Raw genomic sequence first — 12,608 nt, 5'->3', positions numbered from 1 at the left:
CGTCGCGTCGCTCAGGTCTTCTTGCGCGCGCGCGCCGCGGCAGGCTTGGCTTGTTTCGAAGTATTGAGCGCCACCGCCGCGCGGATCAACGCCTTCAGCGCCTTCTCGTCGAGCTTGTCGCCCTCGCGCACGTCGATCGCGCGACGCGTGTTGCCGTCGAGGCTGGAATTGAACAGGCCCGAAGGATCGTCCAGCGACGCGCCCTTGGCGAAGGTCATCTTCACCGCGGCCTTGTAAACCTCGCCAGTGCAGAGGATGCCGTCGTGGGACCACACCGGCACGCTCCATTTCCACTCCTCGACCACGTCGGGATCGGCATCGCGGATGATCTTGCGGATCTGCGCGAGCGCCTTGCCGCGCCAGTCCTCCAGCCCGGCGATGCGTTCGTCGATCCGCTGCGAGGCGTCATCGGTCGTCGCGTCCTTCGCACCGTTCTGCTTCTTTTCCATGAGTCGATGTCCTGAGGAGAGGGATCACATCCGTTCGCCGGGCAGCCGGCTCGCCTGCTTCACCCAATCGGTGAAGCGTGCTTCGTCGAACGGTTCGTCCTGGTGGATGTGGAGGTAACGCGTTTCCTTCGTCTTCGATGCCTCGGGCGGCACCGGCCGCAGCGAGGCGCCACGGAAGAATGCCACCTTGATGTAGCGGTCGAAGCAGTGGAGGCTCAGGAACCAGACGTCGTCCTCCATTCCGTACATCGGCGAGTTCCACTTGATCGCCTTGTGCACGCCGGGGACGGCGTGGGTCACGAGTGCGTCGATGCGTTCGCCGATGTCGCGCTTCCAGCCGGGCATCGCGGCGATATAGGCCCGGATCGGCGCCTCGCCGTAGCCCTTGGGGATCTGCGGATTGCCGCCGGAGAGCAGTTTCGGTGTCGCGGTTTTGGCGGCGGCGCGCTTGGCTGGTGTGGCGGCCTTCGTGGCGACCTGCTTCGCGGCCTTGCTCGCGATCGTCTTCACGGCCTTCTTCGTCGGCTTCTTCGCCGGTTCCCGGGACGTCGTGTCCGCCATGCGTCTTCCTCCGTCTGCCTTGTCCGTGCCAATCCGGTTCGCTCAGGCCAGCGCGACCTGCAACGTTTCACCCGCGTCGGCTTCGATCTTCAACTGCGCCAGTTCGTCCGCGCGCGTGCGGCCGCGGTTGAGGATCGCCACCGGCAGGCCCGCCTCGCTGGCCATGCGCGCGAAACGGAATCCCGAATACACCATCAGCGACGAACCGATCACGAGCAGCGCGTCCGACGCCTGCAGCGCCGCGAAGGCCTGCTGCGAGCGGACACGCGGCACGTTCTCGCCGAAGAACACCACGTCGGGCTTGAGCATGCCGCCGCACTGCACGCAGGCCGCCACGCGGAACGTGGTGAAGTCGTGTCCGTCGAGGTCGGCATCGCCGTCCGGCGCAGTGCGCGCGTCGAGCCCGGCCCAGTCGGGATTCATCGACGTCAACCGTTCCTGAAGGTCCGCGCGCGCGGAATGCTCGCCGCAGCCCAGGCAGACGACACCGTCCAGGCGTCCGTGCAGGTCGATCACTTCGCGACTGCCGGCGCGCTGGTGCAGCCCGTCCACGTTCTGGGTGAGCAGGGCGGACAGGCGTCCGGCCGGCTCCCACGTGGCGAGCGCGCGATGCACCGCATTCGGCTGCGCCTGCGCGATGCGCGGCCAGCCGATGAAGCTGCGCGCCCAGTAGCGTGCGTTGACCCGTGCATCGCCGGTGAAGGCCTGGTAGGTCACGGGTGGGCTGCGCTTCCATTGGCCGTCGGCGTCGCGATAGTCGGGGATGCCGGACTCCGTGCTGGCACCGGCCCCGGTCAGCACGAACACCCGCCGCAGCGGCGCCAGCCAATCACGCAGGCGCTCGCCAGCGGAAACCTGAACGACGGGGTTGGCGATCGCGGACATGCCACCATCTTCTCATCCTCGGCCGTCGCGTCCGTGACGCCGCGTTGCCGGGCTCTGGACCATCCCCGTCTCACGGACTGAGACGCACCGCCGGCACCATCGCCCCATGCCCCTGGACGCCTTCCATCCCGCCGTCGCCGCCTGGTTCGCCCGGGCGTTTCCGGCGCCCACCGCGGCGCAGGTGCGCGCGTGGCCGGCGATCCGCAGCGGACGCAACACGCTGGTCGCCGCGCCGACGGGTTCGGGCAAGACTCTGACGGCGTTCATGACCGCCATCGATGGTCTGGTGCGGCAGGGTCTGGACAACGTTGAGCGACATGGCCTGTTCGCGCAGTCCGCGCTGCCGGACGAAACCTTCGTCGTCTACGTCTCGCCGCTGAAGGCGCTGTCCAACGACATCCGCATCAATCTCGAAGCGCCGCTCGCGGGCATTCGCGAGGAACTGGCGACGATGGGGCTGGCGGACGTGGAGATCCGCACCGCCGTACGCACCGGCGACACGCCGCAGGCCGAGCGTGCGCTTACCCGACGCAAGCCGCCGCACATCCTGGTGACCACGCCGGAATCGTTGTACGTGCTGCTCGGTTCGGATTCCGGCCGGGCGATGCTCTCGACCGTGCGCACGGTGATCGTGGACGAAATCCACGCCGTCGCGGCTAGCAAGCGCGGCAGCCATCTCGCGCTGTCGCTGGAACGACTGGAAGCGCTGTGCGGCCATCGTCTTACCCGCATCGGCTTGTCGGCCACGCAGAAGCCGATCGAGGAAGTCGCGCGCTACCTCGTCGGCAGTGCCGCGATCGCCGCCGACGGCACGCCGGATTGCGAGATCGTCGACATCGGCTACACGCGCCAGCGCGATCTCGCGTTGGAACTGCCGCCGACGCCGCTGAGTGCGGTGATGTCCAACGACCAGTGGGACCAGGTCTATGCACGCCTGACCGAACTGGTCGAACAGCACCGCACCACGCTGGTGTTCGTCAACACGCGGCGCATGGCCGAGCGCGCCGCGCACAACCTCGCGCAGAAGCTGGGCAAGGAGGTGGTGGCTGCACACCACGGCAGCCTGTCGAAGGAACTCCGGCTGGATGCCGAGCAGCGGCTCAAGCGCGGTGAACTACGCGTGCTGGTTGCGACCGCGTCGCTGGAGCTGGGTATCGACATTGGTGACGTCGACCTGGTCTGCCAGCTCGGATCGCCGCGATCGATCGCCGCGTTCCTGCAACGCGTGGGACGTTCCGGTCACGCGGTGGGCGGAACGCCGAAAGGGCGGCTGTTTCCGCAGACGCGCGACGAGCTGGTCGAATGTGCGGCATTGCTCGACAGCGTGCGTCGCGGCGAACTCGACGCGCTGATGCTGCCCGATGCGCCGCTCGACGTGCTCTCGCAGCAGATCGTCGCCGAAGCGTCATGCCGCGAGTGGGAAGAGGACGCGCTCTACGACTGGGTGCGGCGCGCGTGGCCGTACGCGAAGCTCAAGCGCAAGGATTTCGACGCGATCGTGCGCATGCTGGCCGACGGCTTCACCACGCGCCGCGGCATCCGTGCCGGTTACCTGCATCGCGATGCGGTCAACCGCGTCGTGCGTGGGCGCAAGGGTGGGCGCACGACCGCACTGATGTCGGGCGGCACGATTCCGGACACCGCGGACTACTCGGTGGTGGTCGAACCGGAGTCGGTGTTCATCGGCACGGTCAATGAAGATTTCGCCATCGAGAGCATGGCCGGCGACATCTTCCAGCTCGGCAACGCGAGTTACCGCATCCTGCGCGTGGAGCCCGGCAAGGTTCGCGTGGAAGACGCGCAGGGCGCGCCGCCGAGCATCCCGTTCTGGCTCGGCGAAGCGCCGGGTCGCACCGACGAACTCTCGCATGCGGTGTCGCGCCTGCGCGAGGCCGTAACGGCGCGCTTGACACCGTTACCGCAGACCGGCATCGATCCGTCGGTCGATAGCCGGGAAGGAGACGACAACGGGCTGCTCGCGCACATCGAGAACAGCGATGCATTCGGCTGGCTCACCGGCGAACTGCAGCTGACCGCCGAAGCCGCGCGCCAGGTCGTCGACTACCTCGCCAGCACCGCCGCCGCACTGGGCGCGATGCCCACGCAGACGACGCTGGTGCTGGAGCGCTTCTTCGACGAATCCGGCGGCACCCAGCTGGTGATCCACACCCCGTACGGCAGCCGCATCAATCGCGCGTGGGGGCTGGCGCTGCGCAAGCGCTTCTGCCGAAAGTTCAACTTCGAGCTGCAGGCCGCGGCCACCGAGGACGCGATCATCCTGTCGCTCTCGACCGCGCACAGCTTCCCGCTCGATGAAGTCGCGCGCTATCTGCATTCGGCTTCGGCACAGGACGTGCTGGTGCAGGCGCTGCTCGATGCGCCGCTGTTCGGCGTGCGCTGGCGCTGGGCCGCGACGACCGCGCTCGCGCTGCCGCGCTTCGTCGGCGGCAAGAAGGTTCCACCGCAGTTGCAGCGAATGAAGTCGGAAGACCTGCTGGCGACGGTATTCCCCGATCAGGTGGCGTGTGCGGAGAACCTTGTCGGCGAGCGCGAAGTGCCCGACCACCCGTTGGTCGCGCAGACGCTGCACGACTGTCTGCACGAAGCGATGGACGTGGACGGCTGGCTCGACCTGCTGCGCGCGATGGAATCGGGCGAGGTGCAGGTGGTCGCGCGTGATCTCAGCGCGCCGTCACCGTTCGCGGCGGAAGTGCTGAACGCGCGCCCCTACGCCTTCCTCGACGACGCGCCATTGGAAGAACGCCGTACGCAGGCGGTGCAGTCGCGCCGCTACAGCGATGCACGCAGTGCCGACGATCTCGGTCGCCTCGACGCCGACGCCATCGACGCGGTGCGCGAGGAATGCTGGCCGCAGGTGCGCAACGCCGACGAGATGCATGAGGCGCTGATGGGCCTGGGCGCGGTGACTTCGCGAGAAGTGCGCGAGAACGGCTGGGCCGACTGGCTGCAGCGGCTGATCAAGGCGCATCGTGCGACGAAACTGGAACCGCCCGCGCTGGATCGCCCGGTCGGCCTGCGCAGCCCCGACGGCCACGGTTTGTGGATCGCGGCCGAACGCCTGCCGCAGATCCAGGCGATCTTTGCCGGCGCACCGCTGCATCCGCCGATCGAAGCGCCCGCCGAGTACGCCGCGCAACCGTGGGAACGCGAGGACGCGTTGGTGGAGCTGTTGCGGTCGCGCCTGACGGGTCTCGGCCCGACGCCGGCGCAGGTCATCGCCGATGATCTGTCGCTGCCGCGCGGCGACGTCGACCTCGCCTTGTTGCGCCTGCAGACCGAAGGCTACGTGATGCAGGGACGCTTCACGCCCCGCGTCGCGGTGGATGAGTGGTGCGAACGTCATCTTCTCGCGCGCATCCACCGTTACACGCTCAAGCGCCTGCGTCGCGAGATCGAACCGGTCGCACCGCGCGACTTCATGCGTTTCCTGTTCGACTGGCAGCGCGTCGCGCCGTCCGCGCGCGTGAATGGCCCGGAGGCACTGGCGGGCGTGCTCGCGCAGCTGGAAGGTTTCGAAGCACCGGCCGCGGCGTGGGAATCCGAACTGCTACCGGCGCGCGTCAACGACTATTCGATCTCGTGGCTGGACGACCTGTGCACCGCGGGCCGCACGTTGTGGACGCGCCTGCGCGCCGGCAGCGGCGAGGGCGCCAACACGCGCGGCAGCACGCCGGTGCGGGCCACGCCGGTGGTGCTGCTGCCTCGCCGCGACGCCGCGGTATGGACGCGCCTCGCACCGCCGCCGGCCTCCGATGACGCCTTGTCGTCGCGTGCGCAGAAGGTGGTCGATCATCTCGCCGAACACGGCGCGTCCTTCTTCGACGAACTCGTCGGCGGCGCGCACCTGCTGCGCACCGAACTGGAGGACGCGCTGGCCGAACTGGTCGCGCGCGGCCGCGTGCACTGCGACAGTTATGCCGGACTGCGTGCGTTGCTGGTGCCCGCGTCGAAGCGTCCGAGCGCGCACAACGGACGACGTCGCCGTGCCGCGTTGTTCGGCATCGAGGATGCCGGACGCTGGGCGCTGATCCGTCGTCCCACGACGGAGGCCGCACGTTCGCCGGAGGATGTCGAGCATGTCGCGCGCACGCTGCTGCGACGCTATGGCGTGGTGTGCTGGCGCCTGCTCGAACGCGAGGCGCAATGGCTGCCGCCGTGGCGCGAACTGGTGCGCGTGTACCACCGGCTCGAAGCGCGTGGCGAAATCCGCGGCGGCCGTTTCATCTCCGGCCTGTCGGGCGAGCAGTTCGCATTGCCCGAGGCGATCGGCCTGCTGCGCCAGGTGCGCCAGCGCCCGCACGACGGCGCGATGGTGACGGTCTCGGCGGTCGATCCGCTCAACCTGGTCGGCACCATCGTCAGCGGCGAGAAGGTCGCGCGCATCGCCGGTTCGCGCATCCTGTTCCGAGATGGCGTGCCGCTGGCGACGCTGGTGTCGGGCGAGGTCGCGATCCTCGACGAACTGCCGCACGGAGAGGAAGCCGCGGTGCGTCGCACGCTGCTGCGCGAGCCGGAGCGCTCGATAGCCGGCTTCATCGTGCCAGTCGCTACGTAGGGCGCCGTCACTGCGACGTCGGCCTTCGCCCGACGCTGACGGCGCTTGTGGCACACCGTGCGGTGAAGGACTGTCCATGCGCACGCTCGCTTTCCTGCTGCTTGTACTCCTCCTGGTCGTCCCGGGATGTCGCACGCGCGAGCCCGTGGTGGACGTCTCCGCGCCGGCGCCGGCGGCTCCGCCACCGCTGGTGACCGCGCCGGCGAAGACACGCGGCGAGTTCACCATCGAGGCGGACAAGCTCGATACCTGGAATGCGGTCGGCCAGATCGCCGTGCGCACGCAGGGCGTGGAATACCACGGGCGCGCGCAGATGCTCGACCTGTATTCGCTCCGCTATCGCGGCGTCGATTTCTTCGTGCTCACCAAGGCGCTTCCGGCGGCGCAGACCGGTAACCGGATCACCACGAAGGTCACCGCGACCACATCCGCAGGCAAGCCCATCGACCACGACGCCACGGCGGAGTTGCTTGCATTATTTCAGCGCGAGTTGCCCGCGGAGATCCGCAGCGTCCGCGCACGGCAGGCGGCGGAGCGGGCGAAGAAGGCTCCTGTGAAGAAGAAGGCCAAAGTCGGACCGTGAACCCACCGTCGCACGTGCGTTCGATCACGCTTGACCCGCCACGGTCAACGCGGCGCAATCTTGCTTCGTGAGCATGGCCAGGCCGGTTGCACGGGGGAGCCGGCATCCCCTGTCCGCAAGGAGCGAGACCATGCACACGCGTTGCCGCACGCCCGAACGTCGCCGTCGCCCGGATCGCCCGGCCGCCTGCGCGATGCTGCTGGCGCTGTTCGCCAGTTCCGCCGCTTTCGCCGATGATGCGGCGATGAGCGCCGCCGACCGCCATCGTCCGTCCGATCCGCCGGGCCAGCACGGGCTGATCGTCATCGCCCACCGCGGCGCCAGCGGTTATCGGCCTGAACACACACTCGAGGCATACCGACTGGCGATCCGCCAGGGCGCGGATTTCATCGAACCCGATCTGGTCGCGACGAAGGACGGCGTGCTGGTCGCGCGCCACGAGAACGAAATCTCGGGCACCACCGACGTCGCGTCGCATCCGGAGTTCGCCTCGCGCCGTACGACCAAGACCATCGACGGCGTGGCGATGACGGGCTGGTTCACCGAGGACTTCACGCTCGCCGAGCTGAAGACGCTGCGCGCGAAGGAACGCATCCCGGCGATCCGTCCGGACAACACGCGTTTCGACGGCATGTATTCCGTGCCGACGCTGGTCGAGGTGATCGAGCTGGCCAAGCGCGAAAGCCGCAACGGTCGGCGCATCGGCATCTATCCCGAAACCAAGCACCCGACGTACTTCGCGCGCGAAGGTCGGCGCATCGACGGCAAGCCGATCGGCGTCTCGCTCGGCGCGAAGCTGGTCGAGACGCTGGTGCAACAGCGCTTCACCGATCCGCGCCGCGTGTACATCCAGAGCTTCGAGTTCGAGAACCTGGTCGAGCTGAAGAAGAAGCTGATGCCCGCGGCCGGCATCGATCTGCCGCTGGTGCAGCTGTACGACGACTTCCAGGGCGCGACGCCTTACGACATCACGTACAACCTCGCGCACGGCGCAGACCTGTCGGCGGTGTACGGCGGATTGGTGCAGCAGGCGGGCGGCATCGATGCAGCCACGCGCTACGGTGCGTTCACCAGCGAGCCCGTGCTGGCATGGATGAAGGCCAACTACGCCAGCGGTGTCGGTCCGTGGAAGGGCAACCTGCTGCCGCGGCAGACGCTGCAGGCGCCGGTCGATGCCAATGGCGACGGCAAGGCCGAGCTTGCGGGGCAGGGCACCGGGCTGGTGCATCCGATGCTCGCATGGGCGCTCAAGGCCGGCCTGCAGGTGCATCCGTACACGTTGCGCGCCGAGGAGGTCTATCTCGCGCAGACGCCGGGCGGCGTGCCGCAGTCGGTCGTAGCCGAGGCCGTGCAGTTGTACGGCCTGGGCGTGCAGGGCTTCTTCATCGACCAGCCGGACCAGGGCGTGCTCGCACGCGAGGTGTTCCTCGAGATCAACCGTCAGCGCGAACGCTGAGCGGCGATCGTCACTCCTGCAACACAGGTGCGAGGCCGTCGTCGTCGTTCCTGGCGCGACGCTTCGACGGAAGGAACAGGGCGATGGCGGCGGCGCCCAGGCCGACCGCCATCGAACCGATGTACATCCACGTGTAACTGCCGAAGTGGTCGAACACCCAGCCGCCGAGCAGCGGCCCCAGCGCCATGCCGAGACTGGAGAGCAGGCTCGCCGCGCCGAGCACGGTGCCGAGGATCTGCGGCGGGAACGCTTCGCGCGCCAGCGACGCGTACAGCGGCATCGTGCCGCCGTAAGCCATGCCGAACACGATGGCGACCATGTAGAACCCGTCGAGCTGGTTGACGCGCAGGTAAGCGACTGCGGCGAAGGCCTGGATGAACAACCCCGCGACCAGCATCGGTTTGGCGCCGACGCGATCGGCGAGCACGCCGAACAGCAGTCGCCCGCCGAGCCCGGCCGCCCCTTCCATGCTGTAGATGGTCACCGCCGCCGTCACGCTGAGCCCGCAGCCGACGGCGTAGCTCACGGTGTGGAAGATCGGTCCCGAGTGCGCGGCGCAACACGCGAAGAACGTCGTCGCCAGCACGATGAAGGGCATCGAACGCAGCGCCTGCGAAGCGGTCATCGGCGAGGCCGTTTCGTTCTCCGCGACGGGCTGCGTGGCAGCGGGCGCCGCACGGATGAACCACACCGCCGGCAGCGTCAGCACCCATGCGATCACGCCGACCATCAGCAACGTGGTGCGCCAGTCGTAGTGCGTGACCAGCCACGCGACCAGCGGCGACAGCGTCAGGGGAGCGACACCCACGCCGGCCGACACCAGCGACACCGCGAGATTGCGACGGCGCTCGAACGAGGACGCGACCGCGGCCATCACCGGGGCGAAGAAGCTCGCGATGGAGATGCCCAGCAGCACGCCGTAGGTGAGCTGGAACTGCACCAGGTTGGCCGCCTGGCTGGCGAGGATGCACGACAGCCCGAGCAGCACCGAACCAGCCAGCACGACCACGCGAGGTCCGAACCGGTCGCTCAGCATTCCCCAAACGAAGCCCGCCGGCCCCGAGGTGAGGAAGGCCAATGTCATCGCGCTCGACAACCCGCTGCGCGACCAGCCGGTCGCCGTGCTCATCGGACCCAGCAGCACGGCGAGCGAGAAGATCACGCCGATCGCCACGCATCCCATCACCGCGCCGGCCGCGACCAGCGGCCAGTTGCGGTCCATCGGGTAGTTCACGGCCGAAGCGGAGGCATTCATGGGCGATGTCCGGGCGGTTTCATGGTGGACGAGCCAAGGCGCAAGGATTCGACAATGCGACGACATGAATGGCCCTGCGGCGGCCCGCGCGCGACCGGAGCCACTGGCGTCGCCACCGCGTTGCACGCGTGGCGTTGATCGTCGCGCAGGCGTCTGTCACGGTGCCGCGATGGACCGACTCTTCGTCTACGGATCGCTTGCCCCGGGCCGCGCGAATGCACACGTGCTGGGCGACGTTCCCGGAAGCTGGCAGCCGGCGACCGTCAACGGCACGTTGCGCCAGGAAGGCTGGGGCGCGGCGATGGGCTTCCCGGGCATCGTGCTCGACCCGCAGGCGGGCGAGGTGAGGGGACAGGTGTTCACTTCGACCGAACTTGCGCGCCACTGGGAGCGACTGGATGCGTTCGAGGGCGAGGGCTACGAACGCGTCCTCGCGCAGGTGCGGCTGGAGGACGGCACGACGGTCGCGGCTTGGCTCTACGCGCTGGCGCGCACGACCGACTGATCCGGTGCAACAAAAAAAACCGCCCGGTTTCCCGGGCGGCTTCGTCGTGGTGCGGTGAAGCGGCTTACTTCTTCTTCGCGGCGTTGCCGGTCGTTGTGGCTGGCGCGGTGAGGCCACGCTTCTCCAGCAGCGGCTCGATCTTCGGATCGTGGCCGGCGAAGTTGCGGAACAGCTGCAGCGCGTCCTCGCTGCCGCCCTGCGAGAGCAGGCTTTGGCGGAAGTGGTCGCCGTTCTTGCGGGTCAGGCCGCCGTTCTGCTTGAACCACTGCACGCTGTTGGCGTCCAGCACTTCCGACCAGATGTAGGCGTAGTAGCCGGCCGCGTAGCCGCCCATGATGTGGCTGAAGTACGGGGTCTTGTAACGCGGCGGCACGGCGTAGAAATCGACGCCGTCCTTCTTCAGCGCGCTCGCTTCGAAGTCCATCACGCCGCCGGCGGCCGGCAGCTGCGAGCCATTGGCCTGGTGCCAGTTCTGGTCGAGCATGGCCGCGCCGAGGTACTCGGTCGTGGCGAAGCCCTGGTTGAACTTCGAGCTGGCCAGCACCTTGTCGAGCAGTTCCTTCGGCATCGGCGCGCCGGTCTGGTAGTGCTTGGCGTAGTTGGCCAGGATCGACGGCCAGTCGGCCCACATCTCGTTGACCTGCGAGGGGTACTCGACGAAGTCGCGCGGGACGCTGGTGCCGCTGAAGTACGGGTACTGCACGTTCGAGAACATGCCGTGCAGCGCGTGGCCGAACTCGTGGAACGCGGTGGTGACCTCATCCCAGGTCATCAGCGTCGGCTTGCCTTCGCTCGGCTTGGGGATGTTGAGGTGGTTGGCGACCACCGGCTTGAAGCCGGTCATGCCGGACTGGTCGACGTAGGAGTTCATCCACGCACCGCCGCGCTTGGACGCACGCGCGTACGGATCGAAGATGAAGATCGCCAGCTGCGAGCCGTCCTCGTTGAACACGTCGTACACCCAGGTGTCGGCGTGGTACTTCGGCAGGTCGGTGCGCTCCTTGAACTTCAGGCCGTACAGCTGGCCGGCGGCGAAGAACACGCCGTTCTCGAGCACGTTCTTCATCTCGAAGTACGGCTTGAGCTGCGATTCGTCGAAGCTGTACTTCGCCTGGCGGACCTTCTCGGTGTAGAACGACCAGTCCCACGGCTCCAGCTTGAAGGTCGGCTGGCCCTTGGCCTTCTGCTCGGCGTCGATCATGGCCTGCAGGTCGGCGGCTTCGCGCTTGGCGTTGGCGACGGCGGCCGGGGCGAGCTGGCCGAGCATCGCGTTGACCGCCTGCGGGGTCTTGGCGGTCTCGTCTTCCAGCACGTACGCGGCGTAGTTGTCGTAGCCCATCATCTTCGCGCGCTCGGCGCGCAGCTTGGTGACCTGGGCGACGATGCCGGTGTTGTCGAACGCGTTGCCGCGGCTGCCGCGCGCGACCGACGCCTTGTGCAGGCGCTCGCGCAGGGCGCGGTTGGTCAGCGAGGATTCCGGCGGCTGGCCGGTGGTGTTGAGCAGGGCGATGACGTACTTGCCTTCGAGCTTGCGTGCCTTGGCGGCCTCGGCGGCGGCGGCGATCTGCTCGTCGGACAGGCCGTCCAGCTCTTCCTTCGTGTCGACGACGATCGCCGAGGCGTTCACTTCGGCCAGCACGTTCTGGCTGAACTTGGTGCCCAGCGCGGCCAGCTCGGAGTTGATCTGCTTCAGGCGGGCCTTGTCGGTGTCGGACAGGTTGGCGCCGGCGCGGACGAAATCGGTGTAGTAGCGCTCGACCAGGCGCACGCCCTGTGCGTCCAGGCCCAGCGTGGTGCGGTTGTCGTGCAGCGACTTCACGCGCGCGAACAGCTTGCCGTTGAGGTTGATCGCGTCACGGTGCGCGGAGAACTTCGGCGCGTACTCGGCCTGCAGCTTCTCGCGGGTCGGGTTGGTGTCGGTGCCTACCAGATTGAAGAACACGGTGACCGCGCGGTTCAGCGTGCGGCCCGACTTCTCCAGCTCGAGGATGGTGTTCTCGAAGCTCGGCTTCGCGGAGTTGTTGGCGATCGCGTCGATCTCCTTCAGCTGCTCGGCCATGCCGGCGTCGAAGGCGGGAGCGAAATCGCTGTCCTTGATCTTGTCGAACTGGGGGTAGTGCAGCGACAGCGGGCTGTCGGCGAGGAAGGGGTTCGCGGCTTGCGCACTCACGGCGGTGTCTGCCTTGGGGGTTTTCGCATAGGTGGGGGCGGTTGCGGCCAAAGCCACGGCCAGCGCCAGCGCGAGAGGGTGCTTCATGGGACGGTCGACCTCGTCAAAGGGAGCCCGAAGCCTACCCGATGGGGCCGGGGCCGACCTATGACGAAAGGCATGGGCAGG

The 12,608-nt window shown here is 68.0% G+C and carries 9 protein-coding genes; 4 read left to right on the top strand and 5 right to left on the bottom strand.

Features of this window, described 5'->3' with window-relative positions; translation table 11 throughout:
• Positions 1-11 precede the first annotated feature (11 nt).
• From FOF45_RS16480 to FOF45_RS16470, 3 genes are read right to left on the bottom strand one after another with little or no spacing between them, the layout of a single operon-like run.
• A complete protein-coding gene (locus FOF45_RS16480; RefSeq protein WP_158986767.1) occupies positions 12-449 on the bottom strand; it encodes a DUF1801 domain-containing protein in 438 nt (145 codons plus the stop codon).
• Positions 450-473: 24 nt separating this feature from the next.
• On the bottom strand, positions 474-1,010 hold the full coding sequence (locus FOF45_RS16475; protein WP_158986765.1) for a DUF1801 domain-containing protein: 537 nt from the start codon (positions 1,008-1,010) through the stop codon (positions 474-476).
• A gap of 42 nt (positions 1,011-1,052) precedes the next feature.
• Complete coding sequence (locus FOF45_RS16470; RefSeq protein ID WP_158986763.1) at positions 1,053-1,895, bottom strand: NAD-dependent protein deacetylase; 843 nt, start codon at positions 1,893-1,895, stop codon at positions 1,053-1,055.
• Between the two features lie 106 nt (positions 1,896-2,001).
• Between FOF45_RS16470 and FOF45_RS16465 the strand changes: the two genes are divergently transcribed.
• The 3 genes from FOF45_RS16465 to FOF45_RS16455 all read left to right on the top strand — a co-directional run bounded on the left by FOF45_RS16465 (position 2,002) and on the right by FOF45_RS16455 (position 8,510).
• Complete coding sequence (locus tag FOF45_RS16465) at positions 2,002-6,471, top strand: DEAD/DEAH box helicase (RefSeq protein ID WP_158986761.1); 4,470 nt, start codon at positions 2,002-2,004, stop codon at positions 6,469-6,471.
• Between the two features lie 76 nt (positions 6,472-6,547).
• Complete coding sequence (locus FOF45_RS16460) at positions 6,548-7,054, top strand: hypothetical protein (protein WP_158986759.1); 507 nt, start codon at positions 6,548-6,550, stop codon at positions 7,052-7,054.
• 130 nt (positions 7,055-7,184) lie between these two features.
• The gene (locus tag FOF45_RS16455; RefSeq protein ID WP_233264172.1) at positions 7,185-8,510 is read left to right on the top strand and encodes a glycerophosphodiester phosphodiesterase family protein; all 1,326 of its coding nucleotides are present in this window, start codon (positions 7,185-7,187) and stop codon (positions 8,508-8,510) included.
• Between the two features lie 10 nt (positions 8,511-8,520).
• Here FOF45_RS16455 and FOF45_RS16450 read toward each other — a convergent pair whose 3' ends face one another.
• A complete protein-coding gene (locus FOF45_RS16450) occupies positions 8,521-9,765 on the bottom strand; it encodes an MFS transporter (RefSeq protein WP_158986757.1) in 1,245 nt (414 codons plus the stop codon).
• Positions 9,766-9,934: 169 nt separating this feature from the next.
• Here FOF45_RS16450 and FOF45_RS16445 point away from each other — a divergent pair, with 169 nt between their 5' ends.
• Positions 9,935-10,270 (top strand): gamma-glutamylcyclotransferase family protein, encoded by a 336-nt coding sequence (locus FOF45_RS16445; protein ID WP_158986755.1) that lies wholly within the window; start codon positions 9,935-9,937, stop codon positions 10,268-10,270.
• Positions 10,271-10,334: 64 nt separating this feature from the next.
• Here FOF45_RS16445 and FOF45_RS16440 read toward each other — a convergent pair whose 3' ends face one another.
• Positions 10,335-12,527 (bottom strand): M3 family metallopeptidase, encoded by a 2,193-nt coding sequence (locus tag FOF45_RS16440; RefSeq protein WP_158986753.1) that lies wholly within the window; start codon positions 12,525-12,527, stop codon positions 10,335-10,337.
• Positions 12,528-12,608: the final 81 nt, after the last annotated feature.

Origin of the sequence: Lysobacter panacisoli, assembly GCF_009765165.1 — a bacterium.
Classification (GTDB): Bacteria; Pseudomonadota; Gammaproteobacteria; order Xanthomonadales; family Xanthomonadaceae; genus Lysobacter_J; species Lysobacter_J panacisoli.
The sequence above is the reverse complement of the archived record's forward strand: the minus strand, read 5'-3'. Positions and strand labels throughout refer to the sequence as shown.